We start from the raw sequence: 18,204 nt of genomic DNA, 5'->3' as shown, positions 1-18,204 counted from the left end.
AATCCCGTCGCCCGTCAACTAGCCGATTGCGAACGGGCAGCACTGCCGCAGAGCAGTGGCAGACCACGGGGAAAACCACATGACCATCCGTCACCGCATCACTCTACTCGTGGTGTTGATGCTGGTTGCCTTGTCGGCAATCGGCGGATACGCCGTCTATCAGACTCGCGGCAGTGCCGGCGACGTTCGCCAGGTGACACAGGGCGTCGTACCCAGCGCACTCGCGTCGGCGGATCTCGTCTCGCAGGTCAAGGACGTGCAGCTCGCGACGATGACGCTCGTCTATGCGCCGGACGCCAACATGGTCGAGCAGGCGCAAAAAGAACTCGCAGCCAAAGAGAAATCACTGCGCGAAGCACTCGACGTGCAGGCCAAAGCCGCCGCGAGCCACGCACAGGAAGGACTCGTCACGCAGGCGCGCGACAGCCTCGCGAATTACTTTGCCGCCATCAACGACACGGCGAAAATGAAGGCAGACGGCAAGAACGATATAGCGCAAGCCTATTTGTTCGCCAATGTCGCGCAGTATCGCGACGAGCTGGAGGGGATTGTGGAAACGCTGCGCATTGAAAAGAACCGTCAGAAAGACGACGCGATCGATGCGCTCAACGCAGGCCTCGCCACCACGACGACGGCGATCGGCAGCGCCTCTGGCGCGGCGATTCTGGTCCTGATCGCGATCGGCCTGTTGCTGTATCGCCAGATCACGCGGCCGCTGCTGCACATGCAATCGATGATGAGCGAGATCGCGTCGAGCCAGGATTTCACGCGCCGCGTGCCTGTCGGGCGCATGGATGAAATCGGCCATTCGATCGTCGCATTCAACGGCATGATCGAGAAAATCCAGCAAAGCTCCGCGCAACTGAAGCAGAAGACGGCCGACATTCAGGCCATGTTGCAGAACATGCAGCAGGGCATTCTGACGGTGGTGGAGGGCGCCGTGATTCACTCGGAGTATTCGGCGTATCTGGAAGCGATCTTCGAAACGAAGGACATCGCCGGGCGTCCTTTGATGGACCTCGTATTCGGCGACAGCGAACTCGGTGCGGATACCGTCTCGCTAGTCGACGCCGCCGTGCACGCGTGCATTGGCGAAGACAGCATCAACTTCGAATTCAACCAGCATCTGCTTGTCAACGAACTGACGCGCATGATGCCCGATGGCCGTGTCAAGACGCTCGATCTGAGCTGGTCCGCGATCACCGACGAATCCGATACGGTGATGCGCCTGATGCTCTGCGTGCGCGACGTGACCGAGTTGCGCGAGCTTGCGGCGCAAGCGGGCGAGCAGAAGCGCCGCCTCGAAATGATCGGCGAGATTCTCGCTGTGAGCGAAGAGAAGTTCCATCACTTTGTCGACAGCGCGACGGGCTTCATCAACGAAAACGAGCGCATCATTCGCCAGCACACGCAGGCGGACGGCTCGGCCGTCGCCGAATTGTTCCGCAACATGCACACGATCAAGGGCAACGCGCGCACGTACAGCCTTCAGCATCTGACGAGCGTCGTGCACGAAACGGAGCAGCGCTACGATGCATTGCGCCGCCCCGAAACGGCGCACGAGTGGGATCAGGAGCAGTTGATCGCCGAACTCGCGCGCGTAAAGGAAGCGTTGCAACACTATGCAACCATTAACGAAGTGAGCCTCGGCCGTCGCAAGTCCGCAGACGGAGGCGGCGTCGAGCGCTATCTGATGGTGGATCGCGAGCACATTCAGGAAAGCCTGCGGCTGCTAGACACGGCCAATACCACCGATATGCGCGATCTGCTGACAGCACGCGATGCCGTGCGCAGAACATTGCGACTGCTCGGCACGGAGAAAGTAGAGGATGTGCTCGCGGGCGTGCTGCAATCGCTGCCGTCGCTCGCCGCCGAACTCGGCAAGACAGCGCCCGTCGTGCGTATCGACGACAACGGTTATCGGATACGCACGCAAGCGGGCAGCGTGCTGAGGAACGTCTTCATGCATCTGCTGCGCAATTGCGTCGATCACGGCATCGAGCCGGCTGCGCAACGCGTTGCCCTCGGCAAGCCGGAAGCGGGTGTCATCGATATCGAAGTGGGCGTCGCGGAAAGCGCGTTGCAAATTACGCTGAGCGACGACGGACGGGGCCTCGCGCTGTCGCGCATTCGCGGCATCGCCGCGGATCGCGGCTGGCTCCATCCCGATTCGCAACTGAGCGATGAAGTGGTGGCAGAGTTTATTTTCCGTCCGGGCTTTTCGACCGCGCAAAACGTGACGGAAGTATCGGGGCGCGGCGTGGGCATGGATGCCGTGCGTGACTTCATCACGCGCGAAGGCGGACATATCGAGTTGCGCTTCACTGACGATCGCGTCGGCGCGGACTTCCGTCAGTTCCAGACGATCGTCTATCTGCCCGAGCACTGCGCAGTCGATAGCGTCGGCACGTCGATGCACGACGCCGCGAAAACGGTGACGTCGATTCAGGCGAATGCACTTTCCTAATAGCACGACGAGGACAGGTTGTGGTTGATCAGTTTGTGATCGAGGCTGCGATGGCGGGCGGCGTATTCGGTGCGCTGGCGGCTGCGCTCGCGCATCGGTGGTGGTACAGGCGAAGGGCCGTCGCCGAGCAGAACACGGCACGCGAGTCGCGCGACGCATTGCTCGCGCAAGCCGAAGCGCGTCATGCCGCCGATATCCGGCAGCACGAGCAGCAGGCGCGCGAACTGCATGCGCTTGTCGATACGTTGCGCGAGGATCTCGCGCAGCAGTTGGCCGAAGCAGACGGAGCACGCGCTGCGTTAAACGCATTGCAGGCGCACAAGGGCGAGTGGCTGCAGCAGGCGACGCGCCTTGCCACGGAGGCCGCCCGTTTGCGGCATCTGTCGGCCACATTCGAGCGCTGGCACGAGCAGATGATTTCGCTGATGGCGCAAAACCACGACATGCATGCGAAGAACAACGAGCTGTCGTCGATCGTGCGGCATGTGCTGATCGTGTCGCTGAACGCATCAATTGAAGCGGCGCGCGCGGGCGCGGCAGGCCGCGGCTTCTCGATCGTCGCGAGCGAAGTGCGCGCACTCGCGGCGCGCTCGCAGGAACTGTCGAAGAGCTATCACGACAGCCTGAACCGCAACGACCTCATTACGACGGCGACGTTTCAGGACATTCAGGCGGGCGGCAAGATGATCGCCGCGTCGCTGGCAAGCGTCGAATCGCTTGCCGGTCAGATTCAATCCCGGTTAGAGCAGGCGACGCCGTGATCAGTCAGCAAGCGAAAGACAGTTTCGAGCGGATCTTCATTCATTCCGCGCGCACGCGCTTGCCCATCGTCGCCGGCGAAGCGTGCGAAATCACCGCACTCGACGCGCAACAGACAGAGAGAGCGCTGGCGAGCCATATCGTCGTTCTGACTATTTCGTCGATCACATTCCGTTTTTTACTGGTGCTGCATTTCGACGACGACGCGATGACTCGGGAGTACTTTCTGCGCGGCGCAGAAGACCGCTCGCTTCCGCAAGCGCTGATGGAAGTCGGCAATCTGTGTTGTGGCGCGATCAATCAGCAGCTCGTCGAGTTCTTTCCGGATCTCGGCATGTCGACGCCTTACCAATTGAGCGGTGCGTGCGTGCCTTATCTGACGGAGTTGAAACCGGACCATCTGGCGGCATTTCGCGTGGGCATCGGCGCAAACGTACAACTGGGCGCGACGCTATGCCTGTGCGCGAGCGCGCCTGTCGATTTCGTCGCGCAAGTGGACCACGTCGAAGAAAGTGGGGGTGCACTGGAACTCTTCTGACGCGGCGCGCAGAGAGCTTTTTAATCAACGAAATGCGTCGTTTGAAAGGCGCTACGGGGTGAGCAATGGCAAAGGTACTGGTAGTCGACGATTCGAGCACGGTTCGAGATGAAGTGGCAGGTTTCCTGAGAAAGAATGGTCTCGATGTCGATACAGCGGTGGACGGCAAGGATGGTCTGGCGAAACTCAAGTCGTCGCCGGGCATTCGTCTGGTGGTCAGCGACGTCAATATGCCGAATATGGATGGCCTCACGATGGCCGAGAAGATTCGCGGCGAACTGGCCAATTCGAGCGTCAACATCATCATGCTGACGACGGAAAGCAGTCCCGCGATGAAAGAGCGCGGCAAGGCCGCGGGCGTGAAAGGCTGGATCGTCAAGCCGTTCAAGGGCGACGCAGTACTCGAAACATTCCGCAAACTCGCTAGCTGACAGTTCTGCATCGCATGGCAGGCTGGTCCCCGATGATGCGCGGGAGCCGGCCTTTTTGCATTTTGCTGACGCGCATGCTGAGAACCGGGTCATGCGGGATGGCTCATTTGAGCGCCTGTATGAAGCGCAATGCCGTGCATCCGAGGGGAAGATCAGAAAAGAAGTCTTTGCGGTGTATTTTCATATTTGCGCCATGTCATCTCATATGGCGGGTATCGGGGCGGCATGAATCACTTTTCGACAGCGTTGCAATAAGAAACGACAACGAAAGCAGATCTTGATTTATCTGCAGCCGCGGGCTTTGTGTTCCATGCGTTTCTCAGGCGGTTGCGAAAAAAGTCGCTTTACGGAACTTATGGAAAGCGTGAGTAATTGGAAAGTCAACGCCTTCGCAAGGTTTTTGACATTTGCCGGATGAAAAACCAGGCAGTAGAACAGAAGACGGCTGTCTTCTCATGTAATAGATGAACTCTAGCCAATTATGACTGGTCCGTGGCATAGTGCCGGTATCGTCAATCAGGAGTTCAATATGGCTACACTCGAAGCACTTCAAGCAAAGATAAAAAAGCTTCAGGCCCAGGCCGAAGCCATCGCGTCGAAAAAGTCGACGGTGGCGCTCGAGAGCATTCGGGAATTGATGGCAAAGCACAATCTGTCGACGGCGGACATCGATGCGCATCTCGGCCGTAAAAAGCGTGGCCGCCCTTCGCTCAAGTCGGCAGGGGTGCAGACTAAAGGCGTAGCCAAATACATCGATCCGAAAACGGGCGCTACGTGGACGGGGCATGGCCGCGCGCCGGCGTGGATCGCCAACGTCAAAGACCGCAACAAGTATCTCGTTGCTGGTGCGGCGAGGGCGGCTGTCACGCGCGTCGCTGTCAAGCGTGGACCGGGGAACGGTCAGCCGAAGGGTCCGCAGCCTGCGAAGTATCGTCATCCGGAAACGGGCGCCACCTGGAGCGGTCGCGGACCCGCTCCCGCCTGGCTGGCTGGCGAAAAAGACCGCAGCAAGTTCCTGGTCGACGGGGCAAACGTGGCTGGCTTGAATGGCGTCGCGCGGAAAAAGACAGCAGGGCGCAAGGCAGGAAGGCCGGCTCGGGCGTAAGAATCCGCTTCGCTGTGGGGCAGGTTTTTCCTGCCCCTTTCGCGTTAAAGATGACCTTTTTCAGGCCGTTCTTATCGCACTGCGGCAACGCATGTGCGAATCTTCTTCGCAAGCTTTGACGGGATGAGCCGCGCCTTGAAGCATTTGCTCGTCTAAAGCGCGCCAATTGACTGAGGTTGAACGTTGGTCGGATTCCGTCATTCGAGCCGATCCGCATATCGAACGATTGGCTTTCGCCGCACCGCGCGCGGCCTTGCCATCCGGCGCGCGATGCCCTGTTTCAGCGACGATTAGTGAAAGTCTCGCGTCTCCAGTTCAACCGACTGTCCCCCATTTCGCTGCAGCACGCGGCGGGCAGCGTCCTCGATAGCCTTACGATTGCCTTCGAACGCTGCAATCAGATCGTGCGACGACGTACCCGTATTGCCGAAATGGTCGTTCAGGGCGTCGATTGATACGCTGCACCATACCTCCTTTCCTTCGACGGTCGCTTCGAATGCGACTCGCGATGCGGCCACGACGTGCCGGCGGCTGGTGAATTCGATGGTCATTTGAGTTCTCCGTGAGTGCCAGGTGAGAGTCACGAACGCTCGCTTAACCGCCTTCCGGGCGATGGGGATGCGCGCCGGACGGGGGACTGAAGCATTCGCTTCGGTGCCGTCAGCAAGGATCGATCCAGTCTTTCGAATCTCCCGTCTTTGACGAGTGACATCGAGACGGCATCGCTCTCCAATGATAGGTCGGGTGTGGCGTAAAAGCCGGAAAGGTCCCCGAAACGACGCGGGAACGACCTGGAATCGACCCGGAACCTATTGATCCCGTGCGCCCGTGATCTGCGCGATGAGCGTTTTCGTTGCTGGCGAGTGCTCGAATTTGCGGAATACGGCTGCAACCTCGGAGATGATGGGTGCGCCTGCCAGCGTCTTGAACACGACATTCGGCACATTGACGACGCGGGTCAGCACATTAGGCACGACGGCCACACCGGCGCCGACGGAAACTTGCGTCACCACGGCCAGCAGCGTGCCCGGCGCACTGACGATACGTGGAATGAAGCGCCCGCGCCGCGCGACTTCCCGTGTACCGAGATCCTGCTCCGGCACGACGAAGGCTTCGCCGGACAATGCGCGCGCCTTGATCGGACCCGTCGCGGCCACGAGCGGGTGCTCGGCGGGCAGCGCCACGCAGAAGGCATCGCGCGCGAGCACGTGGGCGCGCAGCGACGGGGGCAATTCCACCGGCATGCGCACGAATGCGACATCGACGCGGCCTTCCATCAGCAGTCCGGGGAGTTCGCCCATCGGATGTTCGGTCGCCTGCACGAATGAAAGGGACTTCCCCGTTCCGAATCAGGCGCCCGTTGCGGGCGACGGCATCAAGGTGCCACGATGGGGTTCTCACGCTCCATCAACTCACTCGAAGGGGAAGTCCATGGCAATCGTAACGCTCGGAATAGATCTGGCCAAGAATGTCTTCGCGCTGCATGGCGTCGGGCCGACAGGTAAGCCTGAATTGGTACGACCTGAGATCCGCCGTAGTAGGCTGCTCGAACTCGTGGCCTCCCTACCTCCATGTCTTATCGGGATGGAAACCTGCTCGGGCGCACATCACTGGGCGCGGGAGTTCGAGAAGCTCGGTCATACCGTTCGTCTGATGGCACCAAAGTTCGTCGCTCCTTACCGAATGGCAGGCAAGCGTGGAAAGAACGATGCTAATGATGCAGCGGCGATCTGCGAGGCGGTTACGAGACCCAACATGAGATTCGTGCCGATCAAGACCATCGATCAGCAAGCGGAGTTGTTTGTCCACCGCGCACGTCAGGGATACATCGAAGAGCGAACTGCGCTTATCAACCGGCTTCGTGGTCTGCTTGGCGAGCTCGGAATCGCGTTACCGCTCAAGGCAAGCCTCATGCGACGGGATATTCATTCGATCCTGGAGGATTTACCCGGCTGGTGCAACGTGGTCGTTGGAGACATGCTCGTTCATCTCGCTGATCTGGACGAGCGGATCGCCACCTCCGACAGACATCTCGCCAAGATTGCGAAGCAAAATGACAGGGCTCGCCTGCTCATGAAACTCGCCGGCGTCGGCCCGACAACTGCTTCAGCCATTGTTGCCAGTATTGGGAATGGGCACGACTTTAAAAACTCGAGGCAATTCTGCGCATGGCTGGGCTTAACGCCGGGCCAGCATAGTTCAGGTGGCAAAGCGAGATTGGGCAGCATCACCAAAGCCGGAGATGCCTATCTGCGCACATTGCTCGTCATGGGTGCGCGGTCGCTTCTAATGAAGGCTGCGAACCACACCGATTCTGTCAGTCGATGGGCAATCAAGCTTAAAGAACGCCGAGGGTTCGGTCGCGCCGTGGTCGCCATTGCCGCGAAGAACGCCCGCATGTGCTGGGCCGCATTGCGATTGGGAGAATCGTTCAGGTTACCCACATAAAGCAACGTCAGAAATGACGCGAACTGCAGACAATTGCATTGTAGTTCGCGAGTTCCCGCATGGTGTGACGTGCAGTTGCTGATGAGTAAAGAGGTTGGACCTGCGCCGACGAATGCTCGCTCATGTTGTTGGGATGAACGACTGTGAAGTCCGGATGCCCGCTGTACGACTGGAGCCTTTGGCGCGCGTCTTTCATCAGGGACCACTGTCACTACGACAGTAACAATGTCCGTTTGTTGACACGCCGTCCATATACCTCGAACTCGTAGCAACCGCGGTAACAGCCACGGGCATTTGCATCACCACTGTCTAACCGCGCCGCGATCACGTGAGTCGGGGCCGATGGGATGGCGCTTGCTAAAAATGTGGAAGTCCTTGTAGAGAACATGAGGCCGTGCTTTGCGAAACGTGCGGATCTGCTTTTGCAAAATGCCCGAAAAAACCGCCGATCCCACGTAGCCGATATGGATGCGTCCCAGTTCGCCGCGCCCCGCGCGTTGGCCGACGTGCAGCGCGCGTTCGAATTGCGCGAGGGTTTCGCGCGCTTCGGCGAGGAAAGCTTCGCCCGCAGCGGTCAGCGCGACCGAACGCTTCGTGCGACGAAACAACTGCACGCCGAGCGCGTGCTCCAATTCCTGGATTTGCACGGTAAGCGTGGGCGGCGCGATGCCGAGCGCATCCGCGGCTTGTGCGAAATGCAGCCGCTCGGCGACAGCGATGAAGTAACGCAGATGTCTGAGCTCCACGGAGCGGATTGGGTATTAGGTGGAACCTAATTATATTGAACAAACGTCGCAATGAATGGAATAAAGAAAACTGGTGAAATACGCCTCTGCGTCGCCACTTTTTCCGAACCACGACAATGAGTTCGATCACCGCTAATCATTCTCTGTCTCGCGGCACGCCGCTGTTGCTGATCGCATCGATGGGCTGCGCGATGACAGTGCTTGACACCAACGTCGTGGGTATCGTGCTGCCTACCATCGCACGTGAATTGAATGCCTCGTTTGCCGACATCGAATGGGTGATCAGCGCGTACGTGCTTTGTTTTGCCGCGCTGTTGCTGCCAGCGGGATCGCTGGCGGATCGCTTCGGACGCAAACGCGTGTTTCTGATCGGGGTTGCGCTGTTCGCCGCTGCATCGCTGGCGTGCGGCGTCGCGCCGAGCGCTGCGCTGTTATATGTATCGCGCGCAGTGCAGGGTGTCGGCGCGGCATTTCTGCTCGCGCCCGCGCTCGCGATCATTGGTCACGCGTTTCACGACGAGCGCGAACGTGCGCGGGCGTGGGCTGTGTGGGGCGGCATCATGGGATTGACGATGGTTCTGTCGCCGCTGCTCGGCGGTGTCATCAATGCGTGGCTCGGCTGGCGCTGGGCGTTCGGGATCAACGTGCCCATCTGCGCGTTGCTCGCGACGGGCGTGGTGCGCATTGTCGACGAATCGCGCGACCCGACGCCGCGCTCGCTCGATCTTTGGGGAATTGCGCTATTCGCCGCGGCGATGTTCGCGCTGACGTGGGCGTTGATCGCCGGACCGGAGCAAGGATGGCTGAGCACGGCAGTGGCATGGCGTGCAAGTGCCGGTGTCGCGCTGTTCGCGGCGTTCGTCGGCGTCGAAAAGCGGTGCGCGCATCCGATGCTCGATCTCGCGCTATTCCGTTCGTTGCCATTCGTCGGCGCGATCGTTGCGATGTTTGCATATGCATCGTCGGCGCAGGTGATGGCGTCGCTGTTGCCGCTGTTTCTGCAGAATGTGCGCGGTGAAAGCGCGCTTGGCGCGGGCGTCGGCATGCTGCCGTTTGCGCTGGCGATGCTGGTATTTCCGCAACTGGGACGCAAGCTCGCCGCGTACATGGATTCGCGCCGGATTCTCACGCTCGGCCTCACGGTCGTCGCGTGCGGCAATCTCGCGATGATGGCCGCTGCGCGCAGCACGAGCCTTGCGTGGCTGATCGTCGCGATGGCGCTGCTTGGCAGCGGCGGCGGTCTGCTGAACGGCGAAACGCAAAAGGCGATCATGGGCACGGTGCCGCGCGAACGCGCAGGCATGGCTTCCGGCATCAGCACGACGTCGCGCTTCACAGGCATTCTGCTCGGCTTTTCCGGGCTAGGCGCGGTGCTCGCAGGAGGCGTGCGTTCCACCTTGAGCGGGCAGATGGCGCACGCGGGGCTGCCGATCGCGCCGGGCTTCGTTGAGCGCGTGATGGCGGGAGACTTCGAGCGGGCCTTCGCACTCTATGCGCCTGCGTCGATGGAGTCGCTGGTTCGCGTCGCGCACGCGAGCTATGGCTCGGGCTTCGCTCGCGCGTTCTGTGCGGCGGCCATCGTGGCGGGCGCAGCGGCATCGATCGTTTCGCTATCGATGAAGCGCAGCAAACGTTGATTGCACAGGCGGGAACCGATTACGATTAAAGGCTCTGTCAATGCGCGTCCCGCCGCGCGCCATTCCGATGACCCGATACGAAGCACTCGCCAATACGATGGCGGCTGAAATACGCTCCGGCAGCGTTGCCGTGGGCTCGCGCATGCCTTCCTTGCGGCAGGTGATCGCACAGCATGGCGTCAGTCAATCGACGGCTTTTCGTGCTTACTATTTGTTGGAAGAGTGGGGCCTCATTCGCGCTCAGGAGCGCTCGGGCTACTACGTCGCGCCGGGCGCTGCCGTGCGCGACCGGCGCGAAGTGACGGCCGCGCGCGCGCTGGCCGAATCCGCGAAAGTCGATATCAGCGAGCTTGTTTTCAGCGTGCTGGAAGCGGCCAAACATCCCGGCGTCGTGCAGCTCGGCTCAGCGTTCCCTTCGCCGCTGCTGTTTCCGCTGCCGCGGCTAGCGAGGTCGCTTGCGCAAACCTCGCGGACGATGAACCCGTGGAGCACGGTGGTCGACTTGCCGCCTGGCAACGAAGCGCTGCGTCAGCAGATCGCGCTGCGCTATCTGGGGATGGGACTGTCACAGCCGCTCGATGAAATCGTCGTCACCAATGGCGCACTCGAAGCATTGAACCTGTGCCTGATGGCAGTGACGCGTCCCGGCGATCTCGTGGCCGTCGAGTCGCCGGGTTTTTACGCGGCGCTTCAGGCAATTGAGAGACTCGATCTGCGCGCGGTCGAAATTCCCGTTGATCCGGGCACGGGGCTCGATCTCGATATGCTCGCGCAAGCCCTCGACAAGCATTCCATTCGCGCATGCTGGTTCATGACGAATTATCAGAACCCGACGGGCGCGACGATGCCGCTAGAAAAGAAACGGGCGCTCGTCGAATTGCTCGCGCGGCATCAAGTGCCTTTAATCGAAGACGATGTCTATGGCGAGCTGCATTTTCAGGCGGAGTATCCGTTGCCCGCCATGGCGTTCGACAAGCAAGGACTCGTCATGCATTGCAGTTCTTTCTCTAAGACGCTCGCACCAGGCTACCGCATCGGCTGGGCGGCAGCGGGCCGCTTTGCCGAGAAAGTGCAGCGCGCAAAACTGATGACGACGCTTTCAGCGAGTATTCCCGTGCAGGCGGGCATTGCCGATTACCTGCAGCATGGCGGTTACGACCGGCATCTGCGCAAGCTCCGCACGGCATTGCGCGCGCAACTCGATGCGATGAATCTCGCGCTGCGCCGCGCGATGCCGAAGGGCGTGCGATGGACCTGCCCGTCGGGCGGCTATTTCGTGTGGCTCGAACTACCCGCTCAGGTGGATGCGCTCACGCTGCACCGGCAGGCAATTGAACATGGCGTGAGCATCGCGCCCGGGCCCATTTTCTCGGTGTCGCGCAGTTTCCGGCATTGCGTGCGGCTCAATTTCGGGCATCCGTGGAATGCCGATATCGAGCGCGCGGTGCGTGTGCTCGGCGATCTGATCACGCGCGCGGTGCAGGCTTAGCGAGCCCGTCGCGCCGCTTCAATGCGCGACGGCCACGGCGATTCTCGCGATGGCGAACAGCAACGCGCCGAAACTCGCGGCCAGTACCACAGCCATCACGGGCAACAACGGCAATTTGACGGTCGCAAGATCCGCCTCGTGCCCGGCGGCGCGTCGCACGCCGAAGAAACTCCACAACACCATCCGCATCATGTTCAGCAAAGCCATTTGTGTTCTCCGGCAGCTCGCGCAACATCACGCGTCGTCATGTGCGGATCGTAGGCGCGCGGCGCCGAACGCATAAGAAGCAGTTGGTCCCTTTTTCAGCGCAGCAGCGATGCGGCCGCGTGTCGCATCGTTGATGCGGTAGAAACGACCTGTTCGATGCCATGATCGGTAATAAATGCACGAATTGGCGCGCCGAAGCGGGAACATCCATTGCGGCAATCGAATGCGCTCATTTTCAAAGGAGGCAAACGATGGGCTCAATCAATCCGCAAACGCGCAGGACAGGAGGGGCAGAGATCGTCGGCGGCGGGGTTGGCGAAGGTCCGGGGCCGGAGGTGATGGCGGCCTCGACGCTCGACGGAACAAAAGTGTATTCGTCAGATGGCGAACATGTCGGCAAGATTTCGGACATCATGCTCGACGTTCGCAGCGGGAGAATCGCGTATGCCGTGCTATCCGAAGGCGGTTTTCTCGGCATGGGCGCGAAGCTGCATGCCATACCGTGGAGCGCGCTGACACTCGATACGGACCAGAAATGCTTTCACGTCGATATCAGCGCACAGCGGCTAAAGGACGAACCGGGTTTCGACAAGGACCATTGGCCGTCGATGGCCGATGCGCGGTGGGGCGAATCGCTGCACACGTATTACAACCGTGATCCGTACTGGATTTCGCGCAGCGACTACGTCGACCCCGACGTGCCGCCCACTGCGCATTGAGATGAGGTGTCAAGCGCCGCGCAAGTAGCGCGATGCAGTGCCGCTTTCGGGCGGCACTGCGTTTTCGGGCTTGACGTCAAGCTGTTCGATGCAGGTCAGACCTTGACGGCGGAAGCTTCGTAGATCTCGTCAATGGCCTCAGCGAGTTTCGCGTTGAATTCGCTGTCGCTCATCTGCTTCTTCAGGTCGTTGATCAGCGCGCGCGAGAAGCTCGCAATCATGCCGTGATTTTCCGCCAGCTTCTTGCAGGCTTCCGTGCGCGTGTAGCCGCCCGATAGCGCTACGACGCGCGCCACACGCGGATGCTCGATCAACGGCTTATAGAAGTCCGCCACGTCGGGGATGGTCAGCTTGAGCATGACCTGCTTGTCGGCGGGCAGTGCGTCGAGCCCTTTCTTGATCTCGTCGCGCAGCGACTTTTCGGCGCCTGCCTTGTCCGGCGTCTTGATCGACACCTCGGGCTCCAGGATCGGCATGAGCCCTTGCGCGTCGATTTGCGCGCCGTATTCGAACTGCTGCTTGACGACTGCCGCGATGCCCGCCGGCGAGTTCTGCTCGATCACCGAACGCATCTTCGTGCCGAAGATGCCCAGCTTGCGCGCGCGTTCGAGCAACGCGTCGAGTCCGGGAATCGGCTTCATCAGGCGCACGCCGTCGCTTTCCGCTTCAAGTCCCTTGTCGACCTTCAAAAACGGCACCACGCCCCGGTCTTCCCACAGAAACGAAGGCACGGGCTTGCCCTGGGCCTGACCGTCCATCGTGGCTTCGAACAGGATTGCCGCGATGACCTTGTCGCCCGTGAAAGCCGGGGCCGTGATGATGCGCACGCGCATTTCATGGATGAGCTTGTACATTTCGGCGTCGCCGTTGTAGGCGTCGTCCGGTATGCCGTACTGCCGCAAGGCGCCAGGCGTAGAGCCGCCGCTCTGGTCGAGCGCGGCGATAAAGCCGGCCTTATCAGAAATCTGCGCCAACATTTTTTCATTTGCCACGGACGTTTCCCTCCTTGAACAACTGATTGATGACCTGCGTTTCCGACCCGACAAGTGTAAGGCATTGCCGTGCAGGCTCCTACATCGTGCGAAGTGCGGCCACAGCACAGACAAGCGAAGAATGTTCCAGGCCTGCTTTTCAGGCATCGCGCGCGCGAATGCGTAGTTCCATGAATCCCGTTTGCGGGTCCGTTTCGCGTGAGAACGCGTGGTCAGGCAACAGCGCGAGCAGAATCTCAGCAGTCGTTCGCACGATGCAGCCGCGCGCCACGTGTCCGCCGTAGAGTCGGCCCGCCGCGTCCGATACCGAGATGTGCAGATGTGCGCCGTCCGGCGCAATGGAGCCGGCCAGCGTCAGGATTTCGAGGTCCGCGCGCAGTTCCGTCGGCTGCGCGATGCCAGCAAACCGCAATTGCGCCACACCAAGACTCCCGATGCCTTGCACTACGAAGGCGGCCTGGCTGCCAAGCTGGCGGGTAGTTTCTTCGAGCGCGTCGCGCAGGTCCTGGCCGGGCTGAAGGCGGAGGGGATGAGCTCGCATGGATGGTCTCCGTCGGGCGTGCTGGCATCGTGCGAAAGCGCGGCGTCGCGCGCCGCTGCATCGATACAGTAGCAGTAAGATCGTTTCGCGGGCCGCGCGGCCTGGCAGACGCCGACCTGAACCTCCAGACATTGCGAATCGCGATGAAAACGCTGCTGCGAGCAATCGTGACACTGGGATGCGTGGCGGCCGCCATCGGCGTGCTGTTCATTCCGCTACCGCACGCCGTCGAGCTGCCGACGCGTATCGTCACCGTGATGCCGATTGCGCGCCCCCGGACCGTTGTTTTCGATTATGTGACGACGCCCACGCACTGGCCCGCCTGGCATCCGTCGTCGCTGTCGGTGACGGGCGCCACGGATCATTCGCTGGCAATCGGCGAGCAGACGACGGAAGCGTTTCGCGTCGCGGGAAGACGCGGGCAGGTGCTGTGGACGGTCGTCGAGCGCGATCGCCCCGCCCGATGGACGATCGACGGCACGATTGACGGTCGGCCCGCGGGCACGGTCAGCTACGCGCTGACACCGGATGCGAACGGCACGCAGTTCGAGCGCACTTTTATTTACCGCTCGCCGACGCTGTGGTTTGCGTTGCTGAACGCCGCGTTGCTGCGCGCGAAGATTCAGGCGGAATCCGACGAAGCCGTCGCGCGGCTCAAACGCGTTCTTGAAGCGCAGTAGCTGCCGGCGCGTTTCAGCACGATCGTCCGCAAGCAGTCAAATGCGTCGAGTCACGACGCGCGTTGCGACGCGACCGACGGCGCTTTGCGCTTTAACGCGAGCGCGACGCCGCTCAACGTGAGCGCCATCGCCAGCGCTTCTTTCCAGCCTAGCGGCTCGCCCAGCGCGAGCGCCGCGGCGACGATGCCCATGATCGGCACGAGCAGCATGCCGATCGACGCGATCTGCGGCGGCAGATGACGCAAAGTCGCGAACCACGCGAGATAGCACGCGCCCATCGGCACGAGCGTCATGTAGATCAGCACGGCCCAGCCGTCGGCGTGCAGCGAAGCGGGATCGGGGTGCTCGATCAACAGGCCCGCGACGATCATCGGCATGCAGCCGAGTCCGACCTGCCACGCAACGAGGCTGATCGGCGCAACGGGAATCGGCGTGCGCGCGATCACGGTGCCGAGCGCGAACAGGACGGCGGCGAGCAGCGCGAACGCGATGCCCGCGATCTTGCCCGCGTCGAACGCGATCGCGCGTCGCGAGCAGCACGACGACGCCCGCCAGACCGAGCAGCAGCGCGAGAAACTCGATGGCAGACGGCCTGCGCGAGAGCAGCGGCCACGCGAGCAACATCGCCCAGATCGGCATCGTGTAGACGAGCAGTGCGCCTTCGCTGACGCTCAGCCATTTCATCGACAGCGTTGAAAAGCCCATCCACGCGAACACATTCGTGCATGCGGCGATCAGCAGGCGCGGCACGTACTCGCGCGGTACGCGCGGCCGCTCGCCCGCGCAGATGGCAACGATGCCGAGCAACACGGCGGCCGTCACGCCCGCCACGCCGCGCGAAAAGAGGGGTGGCCATTCGCGCAGCAGCACTTTCATCGCGGGCCAGTTGAGCGCCCATCCCGTGGCCGTTACCAGCAGGTACACGAGCCCTGCCCAGCGTGGATGCTTCATCGACATTTCGTATGAGTTTTTTCGCGAGGCTCGATGATACGGCGTTCTGCCATGACATGGATTTCTCCGTTGCAGACAATGCGACATCTCAGGCAAACGATTGCGTTGTATGCTTGTCGTTCGGGCGCATTGGTTTGCGTGCAAAGCTTTCTTCAGACGGAATCGGCGCAAAGAAAGTACTGAAACTGCGGGCAAGATGGCGAGTCAGACAAGCAGACACGCGCTCCGGCGGCGCTTCAAAATGGGCACATGTCGCGCGTTTTCAACGGACAAACGTTTGCCGTGCGGCCTTCAAGGGTTCGCCCGGACTGATCGCTGCCGAATGGAATGAGATAGTTTGCGTGCGGAAATATCCGTGCATGGTTCATGAAAGCATCACGAAACACAGGTATATCGCAGTTCACGAGAGGCTGAAAATGGAACAGTCCTTACGCAACTTCGCGCTTTCTACCAACGGCCAGTCTGTGACTTTCGACATCGTCGTGCAAAAGCGTGCGATAGGCTGCTCGATCACGCGCGATGCGCTCGAGCAGCATTTCTGGCTGGAGCGCGGTGCAGACGAATCGCATTTGTCGAAGGCGTTCGGCAACGGCGAGCGCCGCATTGCCGCCGTTGCAGAACGCAAGGCGCTGGCGAAGGGGTCGACGCACGTGTCAATCACGGCAGACGATTTCGAATACCGCTGAGCGCTCGCGCATCCCGTCACTCTGACGACATCGGCGCGTGGCGCCGCCGCTCGCGCGCCTCACGTGGTGCCCGCGCCGCGCGGGATCGCACCGCGCGCCTCCCTGCCGTTGCGCTTGAACACGGAAGTCGTCCGTTGTCGATAGCCTGCGCCCTTCGGATTCGCGAGACCATGAACAAACTAGTTCGCGCCATTGCATTCGCTGCGGACAAGCACCGCAACCAGCGTCGGAAGGATCACGAGGCCTCGCCATATATCAACCATCCAATCGCATTGGCCAATGTGCTGGCCAATGAAGCGGGGATAGAGGACGAGCGTGTCCTCATTGCCGCCGTTCTTCACGACACCATTGAAGACACGCAGACCACCGGGCAGGAACTGTGTCACCTGTTTGGGAAGGACGTGACGGACATCGTCATGGAAGTCACCGACGACAAAGCTTTGCCGAAAGCGGAGCGCAAGCGGCTGCAGATCGAGCACGCCGCCTATATCAGTACCGCTGCCAAACTGGTTAAGCTGGCCGACAAAATCTGCAACCTGCGCGATATTGCAACGAGTCCTCCCGCCGACTGGCCGCTTCAACGGAAGCTCGAATACTTCGACTGGGCAAAGAGTGTCGTCGATGCGCTGCGCGGTGTGCATCCTGGGCTGGAAGCGCTGTTCGATGAGGCGTATTGCGCCGGGAAAGAAGCGCTGTCCAGATAAATTCGCGCCAAACGAAAGGCCAGTGTCTTTGCAGGCACCGGCCTTTGTTCATGACAGCGCCGCAACGCTACGCTTCAAGTGCCAGGGTGGCGAACGTGGCAAGCCAATGCTCGCCCATGTAGTCGCCTGCCACGTGCTGCAGCGCGCTTTCCAGATGCATATCCGCGGCTTCGAACAGCACTGCGCGGCGCGCATCATCGTTGGGCAGCGCGCGCGCAAGCGAGCGCTGGCACCATGCGCGGCTCAGATTCAGCCCATCGAGATGGGCGATCTTGCCGTCGCTGCGGTCCGAAACGGTGGCCGGCACGAACAGCGTTGCAGGCTGGCGCTGCGCGAGATCGGGCAAGAAGCGCGTGAACCAGTCCACGAATTCGGCGGGCGCCAACACGCGGCGCATCAACTCCGCCTCGATCAACGCAGGCGAAAGGAATTCGTCGCCCGAGGGTTCCCATGCCTGGCAACCTGCATCGTTCAGATACCAGCGCTTCGCTGTGTCGCCGATCAGCGTCGACAGCGAATCGCGCTGCGTACGATGCGCGAAATCGAGCGTGAGCGCCAACGCGAACGCGGTATTGAAATGCGTGCCGACGCGCAGCGGATACGTCGCGTTGGGCAAGAACGTTTCGAAGCGCTCGACGAACGCCTGCGTCAGTGGCTCGATGGTCTTCGCCCATCGCTGCGCCTGCGGCAGCTTCATCGACGCCGCCTGGCCCGACAACGCGAGTAGCCAGGCCCATCCATACGGACGCTCGAAGCCACGGTTGTGCGGCAAATCGAGGTACGCGCGTTCGCCAGCGACGTTGTGTTCGGTGAAGTGCTCGTCGATCACACCGATGATGCGCGGCGCCTCGGGCAACTCGGGGAAGCGTTCGATCAGATGCATCAGCAGCCAGTAGCCGTGCACGCATGAGTGCCAGTCGTAGCTGCCGTAGAAGATAGGGTGCAGCGCGCGCGGACCTTGCACGTCTTGCGGTCCGGCAAGTGAATGCGTGAGCTTGTTCGGATACTCGCGCGTCAGATGTGAAAGCGCGAGTCCAGCAAATTTCGATGCGATCTCGGAGGTGAGCAGGGCAGTCATCGACGCCTCGTCCTAACAGACATGGG

The 18,204-nt window shown here is 61.1% G+C and carries 19 protein-coding genes and 2 pseudogenes; 12 read left to right on the top strand and 9 right to left on the bottom strand.

The features are described 5' to 3' along the window. Nucleotides 1-79: 79 nt before the first annotated feature. The 5 genes from H3V53_RS12780 (at nucleotide 80) to H3V53_RS12760 (ending at nucleotide 5,300) form a co-directional block, all read left to right on the top strand. Nucleotides 80-2,467: an ATP-binding protein gene (locus H3V53_RS12780; protein ID WP_336598217.1), complete on the top strand. Its 2,388-nt coding sequence runs from the start codon at nucleotides 80-82 to the stop codon at nucleotides 2,465-2,467. Between the two features lie 20 nt (nucleotides 2,468-2,487). Beyond that, complete coding sequence (locus tag H3V53_RS12775; RefSeq protein WP_336598216.1) at nucleotides 2,488-3,228, top strand: methyl-accepting chemotaxis protein; 741 nt, start codon at nucleotides 2,488-2,490, stop codon at nucleotides 3,226-3,228. Further along, nucleotides 3,225-3,764 (top strand): hypothetical protein, encoded by a 540-nt coding sequence (locus H3V53_RS12770; protein ID WP_336598215.1) that lies wholly within the window; start codon nucleotides 3,225-3,227, stop codon nucleotides 3,762-3,764. Before H3V53_RS12775 ends, H3V53_RS12770 begins: the two co-directional genes overlap by 4 nt. Nucleotides 3,765-3,829: 65 nt before the next feature. Continuing rightward, complete coding sequence (locus tag H3V53_RS12765) at nucleotides 3,830-4,195, top strand: response regulator (protein ID WP_054920837.1); 366 nt, start codon at nucleotides 3,830-3,832, stop codon at nucleotides 4,193-4,195. A 529-nt stretch (nucleotides 4,196-4,724) separates the two neighbouring features. Further along, on the top strand, nucleotides 4,725-5,300 hold the full coding sequence (locus H3V53_RS12760) for an H-NS family nucleoid-associated regulatory protein (protein ID WP_336598214.1): 576 nt from the start codon (nucleotides 4,725-4,727) through the stop codon (nucleotides 5,298-5,300). Between the two features lie 290 nt (nucleotides 5,301-5,590). On the opposite strand, the gene H3V53_RS12755 is transcribed toward H3V53_RS12760, so the two are convergent. Further along, nucleotides 5,591-5,851, bottom strand: a complete 261-nt coding sequence (locus H3V53_RS12755) for a DUF1488 family protein (protein WP_336598213.1) — start codon at nucleotides 5,849-5,851, stop codon at nucleotides 5,591-5,593. A gap of 258 nt (nucleotides 5,852-6,109) precedes the next feature. Beyond that, complete coding sequence (locus tag H3V53_RS12750) at nucleotides 6,110-6,622, bottom strand: LysR family substrate-binding domain-containing protein (protein ID WP_419539482.1); 513 nt, start codon at nucleotides 6,620-6,622, stop codon at nucleotides 6,110-6,112. Nucleotides 6,623-6,731: 109 nt separating this feature from the next. Here H3V53_RS12750 and H3V53_RS12745 point away from each other — a divergent pair, with 109 nt between their 5' ends. Next, nucleotides 6,732-7,748 (top strand): IS110 family RNA-guided transposase, encoded by a 1,017-nt coding sequence (locus tag H3V53_RS12745; RefSeq protein ID WP_336598211.1) that lies wholly within the window; start codon nucleotides 6,732-6,734, stop codon nucleotides 7,746-7,748. 380 nt (nucleotides 7,749-8,128) lie between these two features. On the opposite strand, the pseudogene H3V53_RS12740 reads toward H3V53_RS12745, so the two are convergent. Next, a pseudogene (locus H3V53_RS12740) lies at nucleotides 8,129-8,494 on the bottom strand (LysR family transcriptional regulator); the annotation flags it as partial. Nucleotides 8,495-8,610: 116 nt separating this feature from the next. Between H3V53_RS12740 and H3V53_RS12735 the strand changes: the two are divergent. Next, a complete protein-coding gene (locus H3V53_RS12735) occupies nucleotides 8,611-10,131 on the top strand; it encodes an MFS transporter (RefSeq protein ID WP_336598210.1) in 1,521 nt (506 codons plus the stop codon). Nucleotides 10,132-10,198: 67 nt separating this feature from the next. Next, nucleotides 10,199-11,620 (top strand): aminotransferase-like domain-containing protein, encoded by a 1,422-nt coding sequence (locus H3V53_RS12730; protein WP_336598231.1) that lies wholly within the window; start codon nucleotides 10,199-10,201, stop codon nucleotides 11,618-11,620. A gap of 18 nt (nucleotides 11,621-11,638) precedes the next feature. On the opposite strand, the gene H3V53_RS12725 is transcribed toward H3V53_RS12730, so the two are convergent. After that, entirely contained in the window at nucleotides 11,639-11,827 is a 189-nt protein-coding gene (locus H3V53_RS12725) for a DUF2970 domain-containing protein (RefSeq protein WP_336598209.1), read from the bottom strand. A 251-nt stretch (nucleotides 11,828-12,078) separates the two neighbouring features. On the opposite strand from H3V53_RS12725, the gene H3V53_RS12720 reads away from it, so the two are divergent. After that, nucleotides 12,079-12,546 carry a PRC-barrel domain-containing protein gene (locus H3V53_RS12720; protein WP_336598208.1) on the top strand — a complete coding sequence of 156 codons (468 nt, stop codon included), beginning with the start codon at nucleotides 12,079-12,081 and terminating at the stop codon, nucleotides 12,544-12,546. 95 nt (nucleotides 12,547-12,641) lie between these two features. On the opposite strand, the gene H3V53_RS12715 is transcribed toward H3V53_RS12720, so the two are convergent. Together H3V53_RS12715 and H3V53_RS12710 are read right to left on the bottom strand one after the other, a co-directional pair. Beyond that, nucleotides 12,642-13,538 carry a fructose bisphosphate aldolase gene (locus H3V53_RS12715; RefSeq protein ID WP_336598207.1) on the bottom strand — a complete coding sequence of 299 codons (897 nt, stop codon included), beginning with the start codon at nucleotides 13,536-13,538 and terminating at the stop codon, nucleotides 12,642-12,644. 139 nt (nucleotides 13,539-13,677) lie between these two features. Beyond that, nucleotides 13,678-14,079: a PPC domain-containing DNA-binding protein gene (locus H3V53_RS12710; RefSeq protein WP_336598206.1), complete on the bottom strand. Its 402-nt coding sequence runs from the start codon at nucleotides 14,077-14,079 to the stop codon at nucleotides 13,678-13,680. Nucleotides 14,080-14,222: 143 nt separating this feature from the next. Here H3V53_RS12710 and H3V53_RS12705 point away from each other — a divergent pair, with 143 nt between their 5' ends. Further along, nucleotides 14,223-14,759 carry an SRPBCC family protein gene (locus tag H3V53_RS12705; protein ID WP_336598205.1) on the top strand — a complete coding sequence of 179 codons (537 nt, stop codon included), beginning with the start codon at nucleotides 14,223-14,225 and terminating at the stop codon, nucleotides 14,757-14,759. A 50-nt stretch (nucleotides 14,760-14,809) separates the two neighbouring features. On the opposite strand, the gene H3V53_RS12700 is transcribed toward H3V53_RS12705, so the two are convergent. Both H3V53_RS12700 and H3V53_RS12695 read right to left on the bottom strand, forming a co-directional pair. After that, entirely contained in the window at nucleotides 14,810-15,205 is a 396-nt protein-coding gene (locus tag H3V53_RS12700; RefSeq protein WP_336598204.1) for a DMT family transporter, read from the bottom strand. Between the two features lie 145 nt (nucleotides 15,206-15,350). Continuing rightward, nucleotides 15,351-15,635, bottom strand: a pseudogene (locus tag H3V53_RS12695) (EamA family transporter); the annotation flags it as partial. Nucleotides 15,636-15,721: 86 nt separating this feature from the next. On the opposite strand from H3V53_RS12695, the gene H3V53_RS12690 reads away from it, so the two are divergent. Both H3V53_RS12690 and H3V53_RS12685 read left to right on the top strand, forming a co-directional pair. After that, nucleotides 15,722-16,396 (top strand): DUF1488 family protein, encoded by a 675-nt coding sequence (locus H3V53_RS12690; RefSeq protein ID WP_336598203.1) that lies wholly within the window; start codon nucleotides 15,722-15,724, stop codon nucleotides 16,394-16,396. A 170-nt stretch (nucleotides 16,397-16,566) separates the two neighbouring features. Beyond that, on the top strand, nucleotides 16,567-17,100 hold the full coding sequence (locus H3V53_RS12685; RefSeq protein ID WP_336598202.1) for an HD domain-containing protein: 534 nt from the start codon (nucleotides 16,567-16,569) through the stop codon (nucleotides 17,098-17,100). A 67-nt stretch (nucleotides 17,101-17,167) separates the two neighbouring features. Here the strand turns inward: H3V53_RS12685 and H3V53_RS12680 are convergent, their stop codons facing one another. After that, nucleotides 17,168-18,178: a DUF2891 domain-containing protein gene (locus H3V53_RS12680; protein WP_336598201.1), complete on the bottom strand. Its 1,011-nt coding sequence runs from the start codon at nucleotides 18,176-18,178 to the stop codon at nucleotides 17,168-17,170. Between the last annotated feature and the right edge of the window lie 26 nt (nucleotides 18,179-18,204).

It is taken from the genome of Paraburkholderia bengalensis, assembly GCF_037126505.1.
Taxonomy (GTDB): Bacteria; Pseudomonadota; Gammaproteobacteria; order Burkholderiales; family Burkholderiaceae; genus Paraburkholderia; species Paraburkholderia bengalensis.
This window is presented reverse-complemented; position numbering and strand designations above follow the sequence as displayed.

Bases quoted from the DNA above. Each gene is read 5' to 3' on its own strand.
- H3V53_RS12780 (WP_336598217.1), top strand. From the start codon at position 80: ATGACCATCCGTCACCGCATCACTCTACTCGTGGTGTTGATGCTGGTT.
- H3V53_RS12765 (WP_054920837.1), top strand. From the start codon at position 3,830: ATGGCAAAGGTACTGGTAGTCGACGATTCGAGCACGGTTCGAGATGAA.
- H3V53_RS12760 (WP_336598214.1), top strand. From the start codon at position 4,725: ATGGCTACACTCGAAGCACTTCAAGCAAAGATAAAAAAGCTTCAGGCC.
- H3V53_RS12755 (WP_336598213.1), bottom strand. From the start codon at position 5,851: ATGACCATCGAATTCACCAGCCGCCGGCACGTCGTGGCCGCATCGCGA.
- H3V53_RS12745 (WP_336598211.1), top strand. From the start codon at position 6,732: ATGGCAATCGTAACGCTCGGAATAGATCTGGCCAAGAATGTCTTCGCG.
- H3V53_RS12735 (WP_336598210.1), top strand. From the start codon at position 8,611: ATGAGTTCGATCACCGCTAATCATTCTCTGTCTCGCGGCACGCCGCTG.
- H3V53_RS12730 (WP_336598231.1), top strand. From the start codon at position 10,199: ATGACCCGATACGAAGCACTCGCCAATACGATGGCGGCTGAAATACGC.
- H3V53_RS12725 (WP_336598209.1), bottom strand. From the start codon at position 11,827: ATGGCTTTGCTGAACATGATGCGGATGGTGTTGTGGAGTTTCTTCGGC.
- H3V53_RS12720 (WP_336598208.1), top strand. From the start codon at position 12,079: ATGGGCTCAATCAATCCGCAAACGCGCAGGACAGGAGGGGCAGAGATC.
- H3V53_RS12710 (WP_336598206.1), bottom strand. From the start codon at position 14,079: ATGCGAGCTCATCCCCTCCGCCTTCAGCCCGGCCAGGACCTGCGCGAC.
- H3V53_RS12705 (WP_336598205.1), top strand. From the start codon at position 14,223: ATGAAAACGCTGCTGCGAGCAATCGTGACACTGGGATGCGTGGCGGCC.
- H3V53_RS12690 (WP_336598203.1), top strand. From the start codon at position 15,722: ATGAGTTTTTTCGCGAGGCTCGATGATACGGCGTTCTGCCATGACATG.
- H3V53_RS12685 (WP_336598202.1), top strand. From the start codon at position 16,567: ATGAACAAACTAGTTCGCGCCATTGCATTCGCTGCGGACAAGCACCGC.
- H3V53_RS12680 (WP_336598201.1), bottom strand. From the start codon at position 18,178: ATGACTGCCCTGCTCACCTCCGAGATCGCATCGAAATTTGCTGGACTC.